This is a genomic window from Plantactinospora sp. CNZ321 (assembly GCF_004217235.1).
On the sequence record NZ_SHKQ01000001.1, the window covers coordinates 3,631,383 to 3,652,855 of the forward strand.

The 21,473-nt window shown below is 71.7% G+C and carries 15 protein-coding genes; 8 read left to right on the top strand and 7 right to left on the bottom strand.

What is annotated here, in order from left to right; all coding sequences use genetic code 11:
• Window positions 1-50: 50 nt before the first annotated feature.
• Window positions 51-977, bottom strand: coding sequence for an SDR family NAD(P)-dependent oxidoreductase (locus EV371_RS15940; protein WP_130462732.1), 927 nt, complete (start codon window positions 975-977; stop codon window positions 51-53).
• 637 nt (window positions 978-1,614) lie between these two features.
• Here EV371_RS15940 and EV371_RS15945 point away from each other — a divergent pair.
• Complete coding sequence (locus tag EV371_RS15945) at window positions 1,615-5,397, top strand: S8 family serine peptidase (RefSeq protein WP_130462733.1); 3,783 nt, start codon at window positions 1,615-1,617, stop codon at window positions 5,395-5,397.
• Window positions 5,398-5,488: 91 nt separating this feature from the next.
• Here EV371_RS15945 and EV371_RS15950 read toward each other — a convergent pair whose 3' ends face one another.
• From EV371_RS15950 to EV371_RS15965, 4 genes are all read right to left on the bottom strand, one after another.
• Window positions 5,489-6,481: a helix-turn-helix domain-containing protein gene (locus tag EV371_RS15950; RefSeq protein WP_130462734.1), complete on the bottom strand. Its 993-nt coding sequence runs from the start codon at window positions 6,479-6,481 to the stop codon at window positions 5,489-5,491.
• A gap of 58 nt (window positions 6,482-6,539) precedes the next feature.
• Entirely contained in the window at window positions 6,540-9,023 is a 2,484-nt protein-coding gene (locus EV371_RS15955; RefSeq protein ID WP_130462735.1) for a DUF4132 domain-containing protein, read from the bottom strand.
• Between the two features lie 11 nt (window positions 9,024-9,034).
• Window positions 9,035-9,427, bottom strand: a complete 393-nt coding sequence (locus tag EV371_RS15960; RefSeq protein ID WP_130462736.1) for a hypothetical protein — start codon at window positions 9,425-9,427, stop codon at window positions 9,035-9,037.
• Between the two features lie 123 nt (window positions 9,428-9,550).
• A complete protein-coding gene (locus tag EV371_RS15965) occupies window positions 9,551-10,999 on the bottom strand; it encodes an RICIN domain-containing protein (protein ID WP_486484636.1) in 1,449 nt (482 codons plus the stop codon).
• Window positions 11,000-11,173: 174 nt separating this feature from the next.
• Between EV371_RS15965 and EV371_RS15970 the strand changes: the two genes are divergently transcribed.
• From EV371_RS15970 to EV371_RS15985, 4 genes are all read left to right on the top strand, one after another.
• Window positions 11,174-11,503 carry a hypothetical protein gene (locus tag EV371_RS15970; RefSeq protein ID WP_349337380.1) on the top strand — a complete coding sequence of 110 codons (330 nt, stop codon included), beginning with the start codon at window positions 11,174-11,176 and terminating at the stop codon, window positions 11,501-11,503.
• A 130-nt stretch (window positions 11,504-11,633) separates the two neighbouring features.
• Entirely contained in the window at window positions 11,634-14,150 is a 2,517-nt protein-coding gene (locus tag EV371_RS15975) for a nitrate reductase (protein WP_130462738.1), read from the top strand.
• Window positions 14,147-14,632 carry a hypothetical protein gene (locus EV371_RS15980; protein ID WP_130462739.1) on the top strand — a complete coding sequence of 162 codons (486 nt, stop codon included), beginning with the start codon at window positions 14,147-14,149 and terminating at the stop codon, window positions 14,630-14,632. Before EV371_RS15975 ends, EV371_RS15980 begins: the two co-directional genes overlap by 4 nt.
• Before the next feature lie 270 nt (window positions 14,633-14,902).
• Window positions 14,903-15,856, top strand: a complete 954-nt coding sequence (locus EV371_RS15985; protein WP_165436712.1) for an endonuclease/exonuclease/phosphatase family protein — start codon at window positions 14,903-14,905, stop codon at window positions 15,854-15,856.
• A gap of 80 nt (window positions 15,857-15,936) precedes the next feature.
• Here EV371_RS15985 and EV371_RS15990 read toward each other — a convergent pair whose 3' ends face one another.
• Window positions 15,937-16,812 (bottom strand): universal stress protein, encoded by an 876-nt coding sequence (locus EV371_RS15990; RefSeq protein WP_130462741.1) that lies wholly within the window; start codon window positions 16,810-16,812, stop codon window positions 15,937-15,939.
• 281 nt (window positions 16,813-17,093) lie between these two features.
• Here EV371_RS15990 and EV371_RS15995 point away from each other — a divergent pair, with 281 nt between their 5' ends.
• Together EV371_RS15995 and EV371_RS16000 are read left to right on the top strand one after the other, a co-directional pair.
• Window positions 17,094-17,807 (top strand): CBS domain-containing protein, encoded by a 714-nt coding sequence (locus EV371_RS15995; RefSeq protein WP_130462742.1) that lies wholly within the window; start codon window positions 17,094-17,096, stop codon window positions 17,805-17,807.
• 96 nt (window positions 17,808-17,903) lie between these two features.
• Window positions 17,904-18,377: a cyclic nucleotide-binding domain-containing protein gene (locus EV371_RS16000; RefSeq protein WP_130462743.1), complete on the top strand. Its 474-nt coding sequence runs from the start codon at window positions 17,904-17,906 to the stop codon at window positions 18,375-18,377.
• Window positions 18,378-18,411: 34 nt separating this feature from the next.
• Here the strand turns inward: EV371_RS16000 and EV371_RS16005 are convergent, their stop codons facing one another.
• Window positions 18,412-19,398 (bottom strand): Acg family FMN-binding oxidoreductase, encoded by a 987-nt coding sequence (locus EV371_RS16005; protein WP_130462744.1) that lies wholly within the window; start codon window positions 19,396-19,398, stop codon window positions 18,412-18,414.
• A 242-nt stretch (window positions 19,399-19,640) separates the two neighbouring features.
• On the opposite strand from EV371_RS16005, the gene EV371_RS16010 reads away from it, so the two are divergent.
• Window positions 19,641-21,473, top strand: coding sequence for a long-chain fatty acid--CoA ligase (locus EV371_RS16010; RefSeq protein WP_130462745.1), 1,833 nt, complete (start codon window positions 19,641-19,643; stop codon window positions 21,471-21,473).

The window sequence follows — 21,473 nt, forward strand, 5'->3', positions numbered from 1 at the left end:
TCCTCCTCCGGGCGACCGGGCCGGACGACGGCGCCCCCGGACCACAACCGTCAGCAGGTCATCTCGTCGCACATCCGCCACAGCCGGTCGGCATTCTCCGGGTCGATCGCGTAGGCGGCGACGGAGGAGGCGAGTTCGGCCTCGTCCGTCGGCGAGACGGTGACCGGCCGCGCCTCGGCGCAGTCGTAGAAGTAGCGGCCGGTGACGTTCTCCAGCAGCGGTGAGGTGGCCAGCAGGACCGAGGTGGCCGCTCCCTGCTGCGGGCTCTTCTGCAGCTCGACGGAGACCCCCAGATCACCGCCGATGTACTGCTGCAGGCCGGTGGCGATCGCACCGGGGTTGAGGGCGTTGGCGGTTATCCCCCGGTCGGCCCAGCGGCTGGCGGCACCGACCGCGAAGAGCGCCACGGCGGTCTTGGACTGCCCGTACGCCAGTTGCGGGTGGTATGGCCGGGAGACGTAGTGGATGTCGTCGAAGACGACGGGGGAGAGGTGGTGGGCGCTCGAACTGACCGACACGATGCGGGCGCCTTCAGCCCGGGCCAGAGCGTCGCGCAACCCGACGGCGAGCAGGTGGTGGCCGAGGTGGTTGACGGCGAACTGCTCCTCCCAGCCCTGCGTGGTCCGGTGCAGTTCGGGCAGCGCCATGACACCGGCGTTGTTGACCAGGATGTGCAGGGGCCCCTCCCAGCCGTCGACGAAGCTCCGGATGGACGAGACGTCGGTCAGTTCGAGGCGGGCGACGCGGATGCCGGCGTTTCCGGTCGACGAGACGGCACCGGCGGCCGCCTGGGCGGCGGCGTCGTCCCGGGCGGTCACCGTCACCTGCGCTCCGGCGCTGGCCAGCGCCCGCGCCGTCTCCAGACCGATGCCGGAGACGCCTCCGGTGACGATGGCCCGGCGCCCGGACAGGTCGATCCCGGCGATGACCTCCGCGGCGGTGGAGTGCCGCCCGAACGGTGTGACGATCCCTGCCATGATCCGTCTTTCGGTTGGTTCGGTCCCGGGAGGCCCCGCCGAGCAACCGTCCGTGCCTGCCGCAGCACCCGCGCCCGGTGCTGCGCGGCAGGCCGCCACGATCCGCGAGGTAGTGCCGGTTCCGGTCGCCGCCACTCGTCGCTCCCATGATCGTCTGCCCCTACCGGCGTTCGCATTCCCGGCGGACACCACTTCAAGCGCTGTCGACGACCTCGACTGGCACACCGCGGCCAGCCGGGTGGATCGGACCGAATCACGGCTGCGGGCGATATGTGCCTGACCAGACAGCTATGTGAGGTTCTGCTCCCTATCGTGGCTTCTATGGTGGCCGGCTTGCCTGGTGGCCGGCAGCGTGCCCAGGCGGCGGGGGTGGTGTCGCAGGCCGCCACTCGTCGTGGCCCCGCCGAGGGCCCGGACCGGTGGTGATGCGAGCCGGAACAGGTTGCGCAGGGCCGCGCCGGAGGGGTCCCGTCTCGTTGGGTGAATGCCGGAGGTACCGGCGGTGGCGGCCCAGTGTCCACTTGGCGCCATGTCGCCTCTGCGGCACCCCAGGTTGATGACCAGGGAAATGCTCCGGCCACAGACTCCGACTGTCGCCGTTGACGGCGTCTTCGTCAGAAGTCGAAGGAGACCCGCCATGCCAGCTCCGCTGCGCCGTACCGCTGCCGTACTGGCCGTCGTACTCGCGCTCACCGCCGCCGGGCCGCCACCGGCGACAGCCGGGCCGTCGTCCGGGTTACCCCGGGCGACCGCGCCGCTGGCCGCGCCCGGTCCGGCCGCCGCCTCGCGGATCACCCTGATCACCGGCGACGTCGTCGAAGTTTCGCCGGCCGGCGCCGGCCGGTATGCCGCCGCGGTCCGCCCGGCGGCCGGCCGGGAACGGATCACCTTCCACACGCTCGAGGTGGACGGCGGGCTGCGCGTGCTGCCCAGCGACGTCGTGCCGTACGTCTCGGCGGGCACCCTCGACGCGGACCTCTTCGACGTGCAGGAGTTGATCGCCGACGGGTACGCGGACAGCGTTGCGTCGAGCCTGCCGCTGATCGTCCGCTACCAGAACCCGGCGGCCGGTACCGCCCGGGCCCTCGCCGGTACGACCGACGCCCGCCCGCTGGAGAGCATCGGCGGCGCCGCGCTGGCGGCCGGGAAGGACTCGCTGGCCGGCTTCTGGCAGGCGGTCCGCCCCACCGACCCAGCCGGCCCGGCGCGCTCGGCCGCCGCACCCGCGCTGGGCGGCGGGATCAGCCAGATCTGGCTGGACGGCCGGGTCCGTCCGGTGCTCGAACGCAGCGTCGCCCAGATCGGCGCACCGGCCGCCTGGCAGGCGGGCCTGGACGGTGCCGGGGTGACGGTGGCGGTGCTGGACACCGGGGTGGACCAGACCCATCCGGACCTGATCGGGCGGGTGACCCGGGCGAAGAACTTCAGCGACAGCCCGGAGGCCACCGACCGGCACGGACACGGTACGCACGTCGCGGCGACCGTGGCCGGCACCGGCGCCGGATCCGGCGGCAGCCGCCGGGGCGTGGCGCCCGGCGCGAACCTGCTCGCCGGAAAGGTGCTCGACGACAACGGCAGCGGCTACGACTCCTGGATCATCGCCGGGATGGAGTGGGCCGCCGAGCAGGGCGCGGCGGTGGTCAACCTGAGCCTCGGCGGCGGCCCGACCGACGGCACGGACCCGCTCAGCCAGGCGCTGAACCGGATCACCGCCGACACCGGCACCCTCTTCGTGGTGGCCGCCGGCAACGACGGCGCGGACTACAGCGTCGGTACGCCCGGCGCGGCCACCTCCGCGCTGACCGTCGGCGCGGTGGACCGGGACGAGTCGCTCGCCGACTTCTCCAGCCGGGGCCCACGACTCGGCGACGAAGGGCTGAAGCCGGAGATCACCGCCCCCGGGGTGGGTATCGTGGCCGCCCGTGCCGCCGGTACCACCATGGGCACCCCGGTCGACGACCGGTACACCGCCGCCTCCGGCACCTCGATGGCGACCCCGCACGTTGCCGGCGCGGCCGCGCTGCTGGCGCAGGCACATCCGGACTGGTCGGCGACGCGGTTGAAGGACGCCCTGGTCAGCACCGCCCGGAGCAACCCGGAGCTGTCGGTGTTCGAGCAGGGCACCGGCCGGGTGGACGTGGCCCGGGCGGTCGGCCAGCGGGTGTACGCCAGCGGCCAGCTCGACTTCGGCCTGCACACCGACCCGGACGACAGCGTGACCGCCCGGGCGGGTGCGGCGGCGCCACTGCACAAGGTCGTCACCTACACCAACGACGGACCGGCGCCGGTCACCCTCTCCCTCGCCGTCGAGCTGGAGAACGTCGCCACCGAGGAACCGGAGACCGACGCCGTGACGACCGGTTCGCCGACGGTGACCGTGCCCGCCCGGGGTTCGGTGGACGTACCGGTCAGCGTGGACCTGGCGAAACTCGACCGGGGGCTCTTCGGCGGCTCGATCACCGCGACCGGTCCGGGCGGGGTGTCCACCAGCACGGCGGTGGGGATCACCCTGGACGGTCCCCGGCACACGGTCACCCTTCGCGCGCTCGGCCGGGCCGGCCAGCCGGTGTCGGTACCGGTGATCGCGCTGATGGGCGACAGCTACCGGTGGGACGTTCTGGACTTCCTGTGGGAGGGGGAGTCCAAGAGCTTCGAGGTCGGCGAGGGCACGTACCTGCTGCACGCGCTGATCGAGGACGGCGGCGTACTCGACGAGCAGGCAACCCTGATCACCGATCCGGAACTGCGCGTCGACCGGGACATGGAGGTGCTGCTCGACGCCCGCCGGGGTACCCCGATCCGGATCGAGACGCCCAGGCCGGCCGAGCAGCAGACGGTGCTCAGCTACTACTCGCACCGGGTGACCGGCACCGGTCGGCAGATCAGCCACGGCACCATGCACTTCAGCACGATCCAGCAGGTCAACGTCACCCCGACGGAGAGGCTCACCAGCGGCCAGTACGAGTTCTCGTCGCGGTGGCAGCTCGTCGCGCCGATGGTGCGCGTCGAGGTGCCCGGGGTCGCCGGTCCGATGGACGTCAACCTGACCGGCCAGTCCCCGGCGTACCACGGCACCCGCCGGTTCCCGCTGGTCTACGCCGGCCGGGGTACCCCGGCGGAGCTGGCGGCGGCGAAGGTGCGCGGCGCGGCGGTACTCATCGAGTCGGCCGACGAACCGGGCGGAGCGGACGCCCCGAGCGAGAGCGAGCTGACCGCGGCGGCGGCCCGGGCCGGCGCCGCGGTGACCCTGATGGTGCGTCCGGCGGACTGGTCGGCGTGGACCGTGTGGCGGCCGACCGGCGACCGGGAGCCGATTCCGATGCTGGCGGTGGCGAACGACGACGGCCAGCGGCTCATCGCCAGGGCACAGCGGGGCCGGGCGACGCTGGCCCTGACCCTCACCACCTCCAGCCCTTATCTGTACGACGTGATGCACGTGGAGCGGAACCGGATCCCGGATCGGATCGTCTACCGGATGACCCCGGCCAACTCGACACGGATCACCACTCGGTACGCCGACAACGGTGGATTCCCCTGGGCAAAGGAGCAGCGGTTCGGATGGCGCCCCTGGCAGACATATGCATGGAACGACACGTCCCGGTTCGTGGCCACCCCGAAGGAGCGCGAGGAGTGGGTGACCGCCGGCGACTCGATCTGGCAACACCGGGTGAGCCACGAGTGGCCGTGGAACGACTTCGGCGCGCTGCAGAGCGGGATGATCGAGCCGCCCACCAGTTACCGTGCCCGTAGGGCCGAGCAGACCTGGCTCGCTCCGGTGGTCCGCCCGGCCTCGCCGCGGGGTACCCCGGCGCTGGTCTCCACCCGCACCGGCAACACGCTCGCGCTGCGGATACCCGAGTTCGTCGACGCCGAGGGCCACTACACGATCGGCGAGGCGACCCGGGTGGACGCCACGCTGTGGCGCGACGGGAAGCTGCTGGCGGAGCTGGCCGACGCCCGGCGGAACGTGCCCACCACCGGCCCCGAGGCCGACTACCGGCTGGCCCTGACCACCGAGCGCGACAGCGAGGAGTGGATCTGGGGGACCCGTACCGAGACGGTCTGGCAGTTCCGTTCCGGCCGGCGTTCCGGCGACCAGGCCCGGCCGCTGCCGCTGCTGCAGGTCGACTACGCCGCGCCGGTGGACCTGACCGGTCGGGCCACCGGCCGGCAGCACACCGTCGGGTTGACCGTCCGGCACCAGGACGGCCACGCCGCCGCGAAGGGAACCAGGGTGACCGCCGAGGTTTCCTTCGACGAAGGTGCCACCTGGCGGCCGGTCCGGGTGACCGGGCACGGCAACGCCTACCGGGCGAGCGTCCCGGCCGCAGAGGGCACGGTGTCGCTGCGGGTCCGGGCGACCGACCGGTCCGGCAGCGCGGTCACCCAGACCGTGATCCGGGCGTACGGGCTGCGCTGAGCGGCTCCCGGGCGGGACGGCGCAGCCGCGCCCTCCCGCCCGGACCGGCGCCCGATCGGGCCGTCCCGGCCCGCGCGGCCGGCCTCGCCGATCAGAGCCAGCCCCGGCGGGCCGCCTGGAACGCCAGACCGGTGCGGGTGTCGACCGAGGCCAGCGCCATCAACCGCTCCAGTCGACGCTGTACGGTCCGCCGGCTGACGCCGAGCTGCGAGGCGATCGACTTGTCCGGGAAGCCGGCCACGAACAGCGACAGCAGGAACCGCTCGCCGTCGTCCAGCGCGTCGTCGGGGGGCGCGTCGCGGAGCCCCCGGTCGGCGTCCCAGCGGATCGGGGTCGCCCGGTCCCAGTGGCTCTCGAAGAGCGCCAGCAGCGCGTCCAGCAGCTCACTGCGCCGGATCAGCGCGGCGGTGGGTTCCCCGATGTCGCGCTCGTCGTCCGGCACCAGCGGGCAGATCGCGGTCGAGCGGTCGGCGATGGCGATCCGCACCGGCAACGTCGGCAGGGTCCGGGCCTCCTCCCCGGCACGAACACTCTCCGCGATGCTCTCCAGCTCGCCGGGTGCCTCCAGCAGGGCCCGCTCGTAGATCGCCCGGTAGCGCACACCCCGAGCCAGCGCCCCGGACTCCTCGGCGTTCTCGAAGCCCGACATTGCCAGCGGATTGGCCCGGCAGAACCAGAGGATCTCCTCGCGGGCCGAGTCCTGCAGGTCACGCAGTCGATCCCGTAACACCCCGGCGCCGACCACCACCTCCACCAGATGGTCGGCGTTGCGGCGCCGGGCGCTGGTCCGGTACTCCTCGGTCAGCGCGGCCACCGCCTGCCGGGCGCGCTCCAGCGCCTCCTGCCGGCGCAGCAGGGTATCGCCCAGGGCGACGTCCGGCGGCAGCGGCTCGAAGGCCGGGTCCGGACCGGGGCGTGCCACGGCCAGCCCCTTGCTCCGCAGGACCTCCAACACCTCGCGGGCCTCGTCGACCGGCAACTCGGCCAGCCGGGCGATCTCGGCGGGTCGGGCCGAGGAGAGGCGCAGCAGCAGCCGGTACGCCTGCTCCTCCTGCGGTCGCAGCAGCCCGGTGTCGTCGAACATGCCCGCCTTCCCCGCTCCCCGTCGGCTGTGAAGACACCGGCGGACCCGGGCCGCCGGGTCAGCCTCGCAACTGGTGCGTGATCGTAGGATCGGTGATCTGGGCGTCCTTCGCCAGCATCAGCGCCTTGCTGAGGATGACGGCGAGCACCCGGTCGCCCTCGAACGGCAGGAAGACGTCGCCGGTCGAGGAGCCGGCCGTCTGCTTCGGCACGATGCAGAGGTACTGGTCGTTCGGGCTCATCAGGATGTTGCCCGAGCCGAGATGGATCTTGTAGCTGCGCAGGTCGCCCCGGACCACGAGGAAACGACCCTCGACCTTCGCCCGCTCGGCGATGGCCAGCCGGGGGACGAGGCGTTCGAGCATCTCCCGGCGGGTCTGCGCGGTGCCGCTGAGCTCACCGAAGCTGTACGACGCCCAGTACTCGCGGAACCGTCCTCCGGGACCGCCGTCCTGCCAGGTCGGGTCGTTGCCGACGCTGGCGACCCCGACGAACAGGTCCACGTCGCGCAGTACCTCGCTCAGCACCAGCGGCGGAATCTCGGCCAGCGGCAGCGGGTCGGTCGGGCGCGCGTCCTGGGATGTCCACTGCTCGTAGCCGCCGCCACCGGCGTGCGCGTAGTGCCGGGGCGCGTCGATCGGATAGAACCGGACCTGGTCGGTGGCGATCCGCAGATACGCCCCCGATTCGGTGGTGTCGGCCTCCCACTCGTCGCCGATGCCCTCGATCCAGAACTCCGCGCGCAGTCCCCACTGCGGCAGCTCGCGGACAGCCGGCTCGTACGCGTCGTCGACCATCATCCGCAGCTTGTTGCGCCACCCGCGAGCGGCGGTCAGGGCGTGGAACTGGTGCTGGCGCAGGACATGTGCGGCGTACCGGTTGGAGTAGACCCGGGTCTTCTCCTCGGCCGCGGTCAGCAGGTAGACCTCGCGGTGCGCCTGCTTGAACGGCTGGGTCACCCGGCGCTGCTCCAGCCAGGCGCGCCAAACGAGCACCTCGGCCACCTCGCGGCCGATCGGGTGCCACAGCCGGACCGTCTCGCCGGCCACGATCTCCTTGCCCTCGTCGGTGCGCAGAGCCCCGTCGGCATAGCCGCAGGGCACGTCGTCGACGAGCCAGATCAGCCGGCGGGCCAGCGTACCGACCAGCGGGTGGTCCAGGTAGCGGGTGCGCCAGGCGTCGAACGGCCAGACCCGCTGGGCGAGGAACTGGCGGTCGAGTCGTTCCGCCTGCGCCGACAGCATCTTCTCGACGTCCTTGACGGCGGCCCTGAACCCGGCGAGTTGCTCGGGGTGACCCGACCGGACCGAGGCGGGGACGGATCTGACGACCTTCCCGGTGCTGTTGCGCCAGGTTACGGTCACCGTTGCGGAGGTGGCGTCCAGGGTCGCCGACGCGTCGCCGAAGTGTTCGACCCGCCTGCCCACCTCGGTCAGCCCGTACGCCGGTACGGCGAGTTCCTCGACCTCGTCCCGGCTCAGACCCAGCGCCGCCGCCCGGGTGTCGAGGGCCGCGTTCAGCTCCTTGAGCGTGCCCTTGTAGGTGACCCGGGCGGCGAGCCGGGCGATCTGGGCCAGCGCTTCCTCGGTCGGGATGCGGGACAGCGCGTACACGGCGGCGTTGGCGGTCTTGGGGTTGCGTGGGCCGAGCCCGGCGACCTTGCGCAGTGCCGTCTCGACGATCGCACCGAGGATCCGGGGGCTCTCGGGGTGCGCGGGCAGGAAGGAGAGCATCCAGACGAGCCCGCGCAGTGGTGTCGTGTTGAACTGGTCGAACGCCTCGTTGACGTCGTACTCCCACTGCGTCCGGTTCAGACGGAGGGTGCGCGGGCGCCCGACCAGCGCGAGCCAGCTCCGTAGCCGGTCACCCGGCTCGGTCAGCTCGTCGAGCAGCCCGCGGGCGGTCGCCTCCCACTTCCGCGCCGGTTTGGCGCTCGTCGCGGTCGCCGCGTGCCGGAGCAGCTCGTGCCAGCGACCCGCCTCGTCCGGGTCGAGCGACGCGATGTCGGCGAGGGCGCGGTCGGCCCACGCCTCGCCCGGATTGATTGCCGGCGCGTCGAGCCTGTCCGGCAACGGCGTGAGTGCTCCGGCCGAGCCCCAGTAGCCGTGCACGACCGTACGGCGCATCATGGCGACGACCTCCGGTGGCAGCGGCCGGCCGGCGTCGAGCAGGAGTTCGGCCATCAGCCGCTGTTGCTCGCCGCTGAAGTAGCTGGTGTGCCGGGCGGCGAAGGCCAGCGCGACGGCGGCCGAATCCGGTGTCATGGTCGTGCTGAATCGCTGGACCAGGTTCGCCAGCAGTTCGTTGGTGACCCGGCGTTGCTCGGGCTCGGTGACCTGGCAACAGCGCTCAAGGATCGCCATCAGCAGCTCGGGCTGACGCTCCGGTGCGACCAGGCCGAGCGCGGCGGTCACCGGCCGGGTCTGCTGACCCCACTGGCCCGGGTGGCGGGCGGTGTAGGCCATCGTCTCGTCGACGAGGCCCTCGACGTCGCCGCGCCGGGCCAGCTCGGCCATCCGCTCGCCGGGTTCGGAGTGGGGCATCGGCGTCGGCATCATCCACCGACCAGCGGCACGAGCTTGAGGAAGGTGATCCGGGTGCCCCGGCTCAGCTCGACGACCGCGTCCAGCTCGTCGACCTGCCGGTCGTCGACGAGGAGGATGAAACCGTTGCGGGAGAACGCCTCCAGCGCCCGCTCGGCCTGCTCCTGCGGGTCGATCCGCCGCGGCTGCCGCAGCTTGAAACCGTTGAGCGTCCGCTCGGCCTCGGTCGGCTGCACCAGCCCCCGGAAGAGGTCGCCACCCTTCGCGTTGTGCTCGGCGACCTCCTGGAAGACACGGCGGCGTATCACCTCCCGCACCGGCAGGCGCTCCTCGAAGATCTCCAGGTGCCACTCGGTGCTGCGCTCGCCCGCGGTCGTCTCGTCGACGAAACTCACTATCGCCATGGCGTCGCAGTCTAGGGTGGCGCTCCGACAGGAAGTCCGTTGAGCGCCGGCCGGTGCTCGCGTGCGGTTCGTAGGGTCGTCAGGTGTGGATAGCGCCGGGATGGACGTCGCGGGAGGCGGGGATCACGACTCGGTGCGGGTCCATTGCTGGTTGGTGCCGCTGCCGCAGGTGTACTGGGTGATGTCGGTGCCGTCGCCGGTGCCGCCGCTGACCACGTCGAGGCACTTGCCGCTGTGCCGGGCCCGGAGCTGGTGGTAACCGCTGGTGGCGACCCACTGCCACTGCTGGTTGGTGCCGCCGCCGCAGGTGTACTGGATGATGTTCGCCCCGTCGGCGGTCGACCCGGAGGCGACGTCGAGACACTTGCCGCTGTTCTGGTTGACGATCCGGAAGTAGCCGCCGCCCGCGTCCTGGAACTCCCACTTCTGGTTTCCGCCACCGTTCCAGCCGTACTGCTTGACCTCCGCGTTGTTGGCGGTGGAGTTGCCCACCACGTCCATGACCCTGCCGCTGTGCCGGGCGGTGATCCGGTAGTAGGGCGGCGACTGTCCCGTGATGGTGCCGGTGGCGGTGTCGATGGTGATCGACGGGTACCAGGCGAGGCTCATGCTGGTGCTGGACGGGAAGGTGATCGGCAGCCAGACGTACTGGGAGTCGTTGACCGGGCCACCCCAGGCGCCGGCCCAGCGGTCGCCCATGTAGAGGTAGCTGGTGGTGGCACTGCCCTGGATCGGGAGCACGAAGGTCGGCTGGGATCGGAAGGTGGTCGAGTCGCCGACGTTGGTCCAGCCGCTCCACGGGCCGGAGATGCTGGACGCGGTGGCGTACCTGGCCTGGTTCGGGTTCCATCCGGTCGCCGCCGAGGTGAGCAGGAAGTAGGTACCGCCCCGCTTGAACATCGCGGGCGCCTCGCGGTGGGCGCCGTCCCAGAAGTTGCCGACCAGGGTGGAGACGTTGAGGAAGTCCGCCGTGAGCCGGTAGATGTGCAGGTCGTAGTTCTCGTCGGCGGCCGAGATCATGTACGCGGTGCCGTTGTCGTTGTACAGCGTGATGTCCCGGGACATGTGCTGTCCGAGCGGCCGGAAGCTGCCGTGGTAGGTGTAGTTGCCGTCCACGGTGCCGGAGGAGGCGACGGCGGCCCGGGCCTCGCTGTAGTTGGACCCGTTCTCCTTGTGCATCCACATCACGTACCGGCCGGTGCTGGCGTTGTAGATGACCTTCGGCCGTTCGATGTTGGCGACCTGCAACTCGGACGCGGACGACTGGGTGAGGACGTTGTTGCGGAACTCCCAGTCCCGCAGGTTGGTGGAGCGGTAGACGGAGACCGCACGGAAGGTGTTGTCCGCGTTGCGGTTCTCGCCGAACCAGTAGTAGTAGTTGTCGACCTTGAGTACACCGCCGCCGTGTGCCTGTAGCAGGTTGCCGCCGGTGTCTCTGAACTGTGTGCCGTTAGTGATGGTGACCGGCGCCGCCTGCGCGGGAGCGCCCGTTCCCGCCACCGCCGTCCCGATCGTGGCCGCGGCGACGACGAGCGACAGCCCGAGTGGGAGGAACCGCCTGTTCCTTCGCACGTTCGTGTCCTTCCTGTTCGGCTCGTTGCTGGCCCGGCAACGCCTGGGGGATCGAGCGTGCACCGGCATGCCACATTCCTAGTCGATTTATCCAAGGACATCAATAAATCGAGCCTCCCCCCGCCGGGTCGGCCGCCCGGTTTCGCCCCGCCCGAGCGGGGGAACGAGGTGGGCATGGATCCGCACCAGCCGGCCGTGCCCGGCATGCCGACCGAGCCGCTGCCGATCGCCCAGGTCAACCCCGGAATGTCGGTGCTGGACGCCGCCGGGGAAGCCGTCGGGACGGTGACCGCCGTGCAGCAGCCCGGCACCGACGTACACCCGGACGCTCCGCCCGGCCAGGCGGAACGCCTGATGTCCACCGGATACCTGCGGATCGACGTCGATGGCCTGGCGACCTCCGACGCCTACGCCGGGGGCGACCAGGTAGCCGACGTGTCGGAGGGCGACCCGGGCGTGGTGACCCTCACGGTGCCGCATACCGAACTGACCCGCGCCACCTGACCGGCGCGGTATCGCCGGGTGGTCCGGGCGCTGATCTGGCTGTTTGACCGCCACCAGCGCGCATGTCCTGTCAGGGTGACGGGTAGGGAACCGGAAATCGGGAGCACGAGGACTCGTCGGACGGATTGCCATGGTAGACAGCGCGGACACCGGGCGGGTCGACCGGATCGCCCACCCGTGGGGCGGTCGCACCCCGTACGGGCCGGGGGAGCCGTGGCCGGTCCGGGTGGACACGTTCCTGGCCGCCGGGGTACCTCCGGACGAGGTCGACGAGTGGATCCAGGCCGCGTCGATCCTGCACTCCAACGGTGACGGCCTGGACATCGCCGTCAAGGGCGGCCGGATCGTCGGGGTCCGGGGCCGGGCCGTGGACCGGGTCAACCGGGGGCGCCTGGACCCCAAGGACCTCTACGGGTGGCAGGCCAACCGCGCCTCCGACCGGCTGACCCGACCGCTGGTCCGGCGCGGCGGCCGGCTGGTGGAGACCGACTGGGACACCGCGATGGGTCTGGTGGTCGACCGGACCCGCGAACTCCTGGCCGAGCAGGGGGCGAGCGCGATCGGTTTCTACACCAGCGGCCAGCTCTTCCTGGAGGAGTACTACACCCTCGCGCTGATCGCGCACGGCGGAATCGGCACCAACCACATCGACGGGAACACCCGGCTCTGCACCGCGACGGCGGCGGAGGCGCTGAAGGAGTCCTTCGGCTGCGACGGGCAGCCCGGGTCGTACACCGACATCGACCACGCCGACGTGATCGCGCTGTACGGCCACAACATGGCCGAGACCCAGACGGTGCTCTGGGCCCGGGTCCTGGACCGGCTCGCCGGCCCGAATCCGCCGGCGGTGGTCTGCGTCGACCCGCGCGAGACGCCGGTGGCCCGGGCCGCCACAGTGCACCTGGCACCCCTGCCGAGCACCAACGTGATGCTGATGAACGCCCTGCTGCACGAGATCATCGCGCAGGGGTGGGTGGACGAGGCGTACGTCTCGGCGCACGCGGTCGGCTTCGAGGAACTGCGCCAGCGGGTGGCCGAGTATCCGCCGGAGCGGGCGGCGCGGGCCTGCGACGTATCGGTGGAGAAGATCCGGGAGGCGGCCCGGCTGATCGGCACCGCCCGGCGGCTGCTCTCCACCGTGCTCCAGGGCTTCTACCAGTCACACCAGGCCACCGCCGCCGCCGTCCAGGTCAACAACATCCACATCGTCCGGGGCATGCTGGGCCGGCCCGGCTGCGGCCTGTTGCAGATGAACGGCCAGCCGAGCGCGGAGAACACCCGGGAGTGCGGTGCGGACGGGGACCTGCCGGCGTTCCGGAACTGGTCGAACGAGGAGCACGTCAAGGAACTCGCCCGGATCTGGAACATCGACCCGATGCGGATCCCGCACTACTCGGCGCCGACCAACCTGATGCAGATGATGCGGTACGCCGAGGAGGGCTCGCTCCGCTTCCTCTGGGTGAGCTGCACCAACCCGGCGGTCTCGCTGCCGGAACTCGCCCGGATCCGGGGCATCCTCCGCCAGGAGCGGCTCTTCCTGGTGGTGCAGGACATCTTCTGCTCCGAGACCGCGCAGTTGGCCGACGTGGTCCTGCCGGCCGCGACCTGGGGGGAGAAGACCGGGACGTTCACCAACGCCGACCGGACGGTGCACCTGTCGGAGAAGGCGGTGGACCCGCCCGGCGAGGCCCGGTCCGACCTCGACATATTCGTCGACTACGCCCGCCGGCTGGACCTGCGGGACGCCGACGGGCAGCCGCTGGTGAAGTGGACCGACCCCGAGGGGGCGTTCGAGGCGTGGCAGGAGTGCAGCGCCGGCCGGCCCTGCGACTACACCGGGCTGAGCTATTCGAAGCTGCGCGGCGGCAGCGGCATCCAGTGGCCGTGCAACGCCGAGCACCCGGACGGCACGGAACGCATCTACGCCGACGGGCGGTTCTGGGCCGCTCCCGACTACTGCGAGAGTTTCGGTCGGGACCTGGTGACCGGGGCTCCGCTGGAGCCGACCGAGTATCGGGCGATGAACCCGTCGGGCAAGGCGATCATCAAGGCGGCCGAGTACCTGCCCCCGCACGAGATGCCGAGCGAGGAGTACCGGTTCCAGTTGATCACCGGTCGTACCCTGTACCACTTCCACACCCGGACCAAGACGGGTCGGGCACCGCAGTTGCAGGCGGCCGCCCCGGAGGTCTGGGTGGAGATGGCGCCCGGCGACGCGGCCGATCGCGGGTTCGCCGAGGGTGACCTGTTGGAGGTCGCCACCCCACGGGGCCGGGTACGGGCGCGGTTGCGAGTCAGCGGCATCCGGCCCGGAGTGCTCTTCCTGCCGTTCCACTACGGCTATTGGGACACGCCGGACGGGTCGGCACCACCGGAGCGCGAACCGGGCCGGGCGGCCAACGAGCTGACGATCACCGACTGGGACCCGGTGTCGAAGCAGCCGCTGTTCAAGTCGGCGGTCGCCCGGGTGACCCGCCTGGAGTCCGGCGACGGTGCACCGGCGGCCGCGCCGACGACCACCGGTTCCCGACCGGTGGCGGCGAGAGTCCCGGACACGGCCGGTGGCGCCGACGCGCTGGCCGACGAACGGGTGACGGCCGCGGCACCGGTGCGGAGGGCGGGCCCGGCGGGCGGAGGGGGCCGATGAACAAGATCGACATGGTCATTCGGGAACTGCACCGGTCGGAGCGGAAGCTCGCCGTCGACCTGCTGCGCATGTCGGACCGGCACAGCGCCGACCACGAGATCCACTACGTCGGACGGGACCTGTCCCGCTGGTCACAGCAGCACGTGACCGAACTCGCCCGGGTCGGCCGCGACTACGACCTGGACCTCGACGAGGGTGTCAAGGACGACTCCGGTCTGCTCGCGACGATCGAGCAGAAGGCCTCCGAACTGGTCGGGCGACACCGCGCCCCCGGGCTGCTCCTCCTCGCCGACCTGCGTCACCTCTACCGGGACGCCTCCGGCGTGTCGCTGGACTGGGAGATCCTGGCCCAGACCGCCCAGGCCGCCCGGGACCGGGAACTGCTCGCGCTCGCCAAGGGCTGCCATCCACAGACGCTTCGACAGGCCCGCTGGGCGAACGCGAAACTCAAGGAGACCTCGGCGCAGGTCATGCTGAGCTGATGGGCGACCGTGCCCGGGCACGTGGAGGTCGACCGGAGCACCCTCCGCCTCCGCGCCAACGTCCGATCTGCCCGATCCCTGCTTGATCACCTCGATTCGGGAAGTGCGGTGAAGGCCGCGGCTTGCCCGCGCGGACGGTGTCGGCCCGGCGGCCGGGGCTTGTGCGAACAATGTGCCTGTTTCATGCGGGTGGCTGCGAGGATGCTGTCGCTGGCGAGCGTGGTGGGCCGGTCGACAAGTGTTCGGGTTGGTCGAGTGGGGGTGACGTCCGTGCCGCGTGGAGTCCTGAAAGCGTTGGTCGCGTTGGCTGTGGTGGTGGCGCCGAGTTTGGTCGTGCTGCCAGCCCATCCGAGTGTGGTGGCGGTGGACGACGCGGTGATCCGGGCAGTCACCTGGAACATGTGCGGCTGGAAGATACAGGATGCCTGCCGCTATCCGAGCATTGCCGCCAAGGCGGCGGAGACCAAGAAGGTGATGGATCTGCGCGACGCCAACGTGGTGCTGCTGCAGGAAGCGTGCCAGGCACACGTCGCGGAACTCGCACGGTTGCTCGGTCCGGAGTGGACGTTGCACGCGACGCCGTACATGCGTTGGGTCGACGACTCGACCAGTCGGCCGATCTGGTGTGGCGACGACCATCCCGGCAGCGCCGCCGCCGAGGCGTACGGATCGGTGAACGTCGTGGTGGGCATCAAGGAGGCCGGGATCCCGGCCAGTGCCAAGACGGTGGAATACCTGCCCGGTTTCCTTGGGGCCGGGCGGTGGCGCCATCCGCTGCTTTGCCTGACGTCGGTCTCGGTTGCTGTCCGGGCGTGTACCACGCACATGACCTGGCCGAAGGAGTGGAACTCGACCGATTCGCAGTATGAGGAGCAAAACATCCGTCGTGCCCAGGCCGCGCGGATCGTGGAGGTTCTGGGCCAGGACCCGCTCGCCGTGATAGGTGGGGACTTCAACGCGGGGCCGCCGGATGGCCCGGTCCATCCGCTTCCCGAGCTTGCGGTGATGTACGCGTCGTTCCGGGAGTGTGACCAGGCGGTGTACGGCGACCAACGCGCAGGGCGGGCGACGAACGGCGGCTACCGGCTCGATTACATCTTCGGCAAGGGCACTTGGACGTCCTGCCACGTTGAGCCGAAACCCTATCGGGACGACCCGAACGGCAGGCGATACATGTCCGACCACCAGGCCGTAGCCGGCGAACTGGTGCGCGTCCCCGAGTGAGCCGGTCCCTCGTCCCCGGCTGCTGGCGTCGGGCGCGCCGCGACGTACTGCCGTGCCGGCGGCCCGGGCGCCGCGTCCGCTCAGCCGGCGGCCGACGGAAGTTCCCGGACCACCGCGACCGGGCAGTGGGCGTGATGCAGCAGTTGCTGGCTGATCGAGCCGAGCAGCAGCCCGCCGAAGCCGCCGCGCCCTCGGGAGCCCACGACCACCAGTTGGGCGTCCCGGCTCGCCTCGACCATGACCTGGCCGGCCGGACCGGAGATCACCTCGGCGACCACCTCGACCCGCGGATAGCGGCTCCGCGCGTCGGTCAGCAACTCGTCGAGTTCGATCCGCTCGGCGGTGGCCTGGTCCTCCGGCCCGTAGCCCGGGGGCTGCCAGCGCGGCGCGACCGGCGTCCAGGCCCGGACGACCCGTAGCACGCTGCCCCGGGCCGAGGCCTGCGCGAAGGCGTACTCGAGGGCCAGCAGCGCACACGTGGAGCCGTCCACGCCGACGACGACCGGGCCCTCCGGCCGCTCCTGCTCGCCCCGGACCACGACGACCGGGCAGTGCGCGTGCGCCGACACGGTGACGCTGGTGGACCCGAGGAGCAGACCCGCGAAGCCGCCGAGACCACGACTGCCCAAGACCAGCAGGCTGGCCTCGTGCGAGTGCTCCCGGAGCAGGATCGCCGCCGAACCGTCCAGGACGGTGCTGGTCACCACCACCTGCGGGTGCGTCTGGAACGCCTCGAGTATCACGGCGTCGAGCATCTTCTGCGCGTCCTCCCGGGCGCCCTGGTCCGGCCAGGTCGTCGCCATCGGGGCGACCGTGCTGGCCACGGTCGGCCACTCGAACGCGAAGAGCAGCCTCAGCTGCGCGCCGGTGCGGGCTGCCTCGTCCAGCGCCCACTGGAGGGCGGCCTTCGCGCCCTCGGACCCGTCATATCCGACGATGATGGGGTGTGCCTTCATGATCTCCTCCAACTGGGCTTCCTGAACCGAACGTAACGGCGCGGGGGCCGTCCGGTGTAGGGCCGATGGTCAGCCCCGTGAGTGACCCTTTACCCGTGCCGGCCGGCCGCACCACCTGGGGGATGCAGGGTCACCCGCCTTCGGCGACCGGGCCGTTCGGCCCTGTACAAGTCGGGCCGGGTGGCGTGCCATAGAGGGGTGGGCCGGCCTGATCCGGCGAACCCGGGCAGTTCCGGTGGGTGCGCCGTGTCGTACCGGCGACGCCGGGGAAGGAGAGGGCCATGAAGAAATGGACGATACGGGACGTCATGACCACCGATGTCGTGGCGGTACCCGAGGACGCCAGTTACCGAACCGTCGTCGACCTCCTCGCCGAACGCCGGATCAGCGCGGTGCCGGTGCTCGACGCGACCGAAAGGGTGGTCGGGGTGGTCTCCGAGGCCGATCTGCTCTACAAGGTCGAGTTCGCCGGTACCGCCGCCGAGCATCGCCGCTTCCCCAACCGCCGGCGGCCCGAGCGGGAGAAGGGCGAGGGTAGGACCGCGCGGGAGTTGATGAGCGCGCCGGCGGTGACCACCGGACCGGACACCCCGCTGCCCGCCGCCGCCCGGCTGATGGCCGAGAAGGGCGTCAAGCGGCTTCCGGTCGTCGCCGACGACGGCACCCTGGTCGGGATCGTCTCCCGCGCCGACGTGCTGAAGGTGCACCTGCGCCCCGACCCGGAGCTTCGGCGCGACATCGAGGACGAGGTACTGCGGCGGACGCTGTGGCTGGAACCGTACGAGGTGCAGGTAGAGGTCGACAGCGGAGTCGTCACGCTGCGGGGCAACCTCGACCGGCGCACCCTGGCCGAGCTGACGGTCCGGATGGTCGGCGCCGTGCCGGGCGTGGTCGCGGTTCACGACCACCTCAGCTTCGACCTGGACGATGCCGAGCTGGCCCGGTCCCGGTGGGGTCGGTCCCACCCGTTCAGCACCACGGACCCCTCGACCTGAAGGCGGCGTGTCCGGAAGCGACCACCTGCGCGGGTGCCTGGACCTCGTCTCGGGTACCGAGCCTGACGACACCGGTACGGCAGATTGGGGAGAGTCATGACAAGCATCCGTGACCTGCTGGCCGGGCAGCCGTTCGTCGACGGTCTGGCCCCGGCCTGGCTCGACCGGCTCAGCGCGTACGCCCACCCGGTGTACCGCAACCCCGGTTACCGGCTCTTCGCGGCCGGGCGCCCGGCGACGCGCTTCTGGCTGCTGCGCACCGGGCGGGTGTCGCTGGACCTGCCGACGCCGGGCCGGGGCGACGTGGCCATCGAGACCGTGGGCGCCGGCGACCTGCTGGGCTGGTCCTGGCTGTTCCCGCCCCAGCGGTGGCAGTTCGGGGCGGTGGCGGTCGAGCCGGTCCGGGCCGTCGAGTTCGACGCCTCCGGCGTGCGGCACCTGATGGAGGATGACACCGCGCTCGGGTACGAGCTGACCCGCCGGTTCATGGCCGTCATGCTGGACCGGCTCCAGGCCACCCGTACCCGCCTGCTCGATCTCTACGGCTACCCGGAGTGCCGCGCCTCGTAAGCCTGCCCGCGCGGGCCGCGGAGGGCCGGTCGGGTCAGCCGGCGGCGACCTCGATGGTCTGCGCGGCCGGCAGCCGAGGAGTGTGCGGTGGGCCGGCCGTCGCCGGATCGGCGGTGCCGAGCCGCACCACCAGGTACGGGTGACCCAGGTTGCTGACCACCGCCCGCAGCACCTGCCGGGTGCTGGGCAGCTCGATGACGGAGCTGAACGGCAGCACCGTGACACCGAGTTCGGTCGCGCTCAACCAGCCGGCCGAGAGCGCCATACCGGCGCGGAGCCAGTCGGCCGGCTGGTCACCCGGGCCGTACAGGATCGCGTACCTGGCCGCGCGGTCGTGTCCCGGGCCGACCGCGAGGGTTCCGGCCCGCACGAAGTCGCGGCCCGGGACGGTGGTCTGCGGTGGCTGGGCGGGGACCACATGGTCCGGGATGCCGGTGCCCTCCGGCCGGTCGCCGCCGCGCCAGTAGGTCAGCTCGGTGCGCTGCTCCTCGTCCTCGGTCTCCACCCGGTCGGCGTGCGACGCGGCGGCGGCCAGTTCGAGGACCTGATCGGGGGTGAGGACGTGCCACCGGATGCCCTCGGCCGTCACCGCCCGGCCGATCGCGGCGATCGCCTCCGGGCTGGCCGGGGTGTCGCTGACCGGCCGGCGATCGGTGTGCCGCAGCCGCACCGACTGGAACCGGCGCATCGCCTCCGGGTCCACCCCGATGTGTCCGGCCGGCCTCACCCGGGCCAGGTGGTCGGGATCGGCCGGGTCGGGCAGGTGGGTCACCGCCACCGACCAGCCCTGCGCGGCGAGCGCCACCACCGCGTGGTGCAGGGCGGCCCCGCAACTCACGGTCAGCAGCCGGCCCTCCGGGTCGGCGGCCCGGAGTTGACGGTCCCGGACCGCGTACAGGTCCAGCGCGTCGGCGGTGACCCGCCAGCGCCAGGGTTGCGTGTTGTGCACGGACGGTGCGTACCCGGCAGCGCTCGCGGCCTCGGCAAGGACCGCCGTGCCGGGACGTGCGGCATCGGTCATTGATCTTTTCCTCCTGCCCTCATCCTCCACCACGGCGGACCGGGACGCGCGGCCACCATCGCGGCGAGCCGGATCGTGGTGTCAGGTCACCACCACCTCCGCCAGCTCGGATGCGGACCGTGGCGCGGGCTCGGTTTCGGAATTCGCCGTCGGGCCGGGCTGTCGGTGCGACATCATGACCGGAGCAGACCTTGGTCGCGGTGCCGGAGCAGGACCGCCGAGGGTGATTGCGAGGTGGCCGGGTGCGGAACGTGACCGCGGCTCCGCCGCTCGCCGGTCTCCGGCCGTCGGGCCTGGCCGAGGTGGTGTGGGACAACGCCCGGCAGGATCCGGAGGCCGTGCAGTTCGTGCGTCCGGATCCGGACCCTCGGGCGTGGCCGGCGCGGCGCGCAGGGCGCGGCGGGGCCGTCCCGGTCTCCTGCCGCCAGTTCCGGGACGAGGTGCAGGGGCTCGCGCGAGGGTTCGTCGCGGCCGGGATCGGATCCGGCGACCGGGTCGCCTTGATGAGCCGTACCCGTTACGAGTGGACGCTGGTCGACTACGCGCTCTGGTCGATCGGGGCGATCACCGTCCCCGTCTACGAGACCTCCAGCCCGGAGCAGCTCGGATGGATACTGTCCGACTCCGGCGCGGTGGGATGTGTCGTGGAGACCGCCGAGCATGCCGCGATGCTCGCCGGCCTCCGCCCCGACCTGCCGGCGTTGCGGCAGACCTGGCGGATCGACTCCGGTGACCTGATCGAGCTGGCCGCGCACGGCCGCGCCGTCGACGAGGCGGAGGTGGAGTCACGTCGGCGGGCGGTCACCGCCGCGGATGTGGCGACGATCGTCTATACCAGTGGCACCACCGGACGGCCGAAGGGATGCGTGCTGACACACGGCAACATCTCCTGCGACGTCGCCGCCGCGACCGCGGTGCTGTCGCAGCTGCTGCATTCCGGCGCGACGACCGTGCTGTTCCTGCCGCTCGCCCACGCGTTCCCCCGGCTGATCCAGGTCGGCATGGTGCACAACCGGGCCACCCTGGTGCACGGCACCGAGAGCGCCGGAGTGCTCGATCAACTGCGCCGGTACCGTCCGACGTTCATTCTCGCGGTGCCCCGGGTGTTCGAGAAGATGTACACCCGGGCCCGACAGGCGGCCGACGACACCCACCGCGGGTGGTTGTTCGGCGCGGCGGAGATCGTCGCCGTCCGGTACAGCCGCGCGGTGCAGACCCGGCGCGGCGGCCCGGGACCGCTGCTGCGGCTGGCCCGCCTCGGGTTCGACGTCCTGGTGTACCGCAGGCTGCGCGCCACCCTCGGCGGGCGCTGCCGGATGGCGATCGTCGGCGGCGCCCCGCTCGGCGAGAGGCTCGCCCACTTCTTCCGGGGCGCCGGCGTGGCCGTGCTGGAGGGGTACGGGTTGACCGAGACGTCGCCCGCGCTGACGGTGAACCTTCCGTCGGCGACCCGGATCGGCACGGTGGGACGCCCGCTGCCCGGCGTGGAGATCCGGATTGCCGACGACGGTGAGGTGCTCGCCCGCGGCGAGGTGGTGTTCCACGGCTACTGGAACAACCGCGACGCGACCCGCGACACCTTCACCGACGGCTGGCTCCGTACCGGGGACCTCGGCAGCGTCGACGACGACGGCTACCTGAGCATCACCGGACGCAAGAAGGAGATCATCGTCACCGCCACCGGGAAGAACCTCGCGCCCGAACCCGTGGAGGAGCGGGTCCGGGACCACCCTCTGGTCAGCCAGTGCATGCTCGTCGGCAACGGCCGTCCCTATGTCGCCGCGCTCGTCACCATCGACCCGCAGGCATGGCTGCGGTGGCGGGGCGCGCACGGTCGACCCGACGGTTCCGTGGCCGAGCTGCGGGACGACCCGAATCTCCGGCGCGAGATCCAGGTCGCGGTCGACCGGGCCAACGAGACGGTGTCGAGGGCGGAACGGGTGAAGAGCTTCCGTATCCTGCCCCGGGAGTTCACCGAACCCGACGGCGAACTGACCCCCACCCTCAAGATCAAACGCGACGTGGTGGAGGGCCACCACGCGGCAGAGATCGAGGCGCTGTACCGCGGCCACTGA

Bases quoted from the DNA above. Each gene is read 5' to 3' on its own strand.
- EV371_RS15940 (WP_130462732.1), bottom strand. From the start codon at position 977: ATGGCAGGGATCGTCACACCGTTCGGGCGGCACTCCACCGCCGCGGAG.
- EV371_RS15945 (WP_130462733.1), top strand. From the start codon at position 1,615: ATGCCAGCTCCGCTGCGCCGTACCGCTGCCGTACTGGCCGTCGTACTC.
- EV371_RS15950 (WP_130462734.1), bottom strand. From the start codon at position 6,481: ATGTTCGACGACACCGGGCTGCTGCGACCGCAGGAGGAGCAGGCGTAC.
- EV371_RS15955 (WP_130462735.1), bottom strand. From the start codon at position 9,023: ATGCCCCACTCCGAACCCGGCGAGCGGATGGCCGAGCTGGCCCGGCGC.
- EV371_RS15960 (WP_130462736.1), bottom strand. From the start codon at position 9,427: ATGGCGATAGTGAGTTTCGTCGACGAGACGACCGCGGGCGAGCGCAGC.
- EV371_RS15970 (WP_349337380.1), top strand. From the start codon at position 11,174: ATGGATCCGCACCAGCCGGCCGTGCCCGGCATGCCGACCGAGCCGCTG.
- EV371_RS15975 (WP_130462738.1), top strand. From the start codon at position 11,634: ATGGTAGACAGCGCGGACACCGGGCGGGTCGACCGGATCGCCCACCCG.
- EV371_RS15980 (WP_130462739.1), top strand. From the start codon at position 14,147: ATGAACAAGATCGACATGGTCATTCGGGAACTGCACCGGTCGGAGCGG.
- EV371_RS15990 (WP_130462741.1), bottom strand. From the start codon at position 16,812: ATGAAGGCACACCCCATCATCGTCGGATATGACGGGTCCGAGGGCGCG.
- EV371_RS15995 (WP_130462742.1), top strand. From the start codon at position 17,094: ATGAAGAAATGGACGATACGGGACGTCATGACCACCGATGTCGTGGCG.
- EV371_RS16000 (WP_130462743.1), top strand. From the start codon at position 17,904: ATGACAAGCATCCGTGACCTGCTGGCCGGGCAGCCGTTCGTCGACGGT.
- EV371_RS16005 (WP_130462744.1), bottom strand. From the start codon at position 19,398: ATGACCGATGCCGCACGTCCCGGCACGGCGGTCCTTGCCGAGGCCGCG.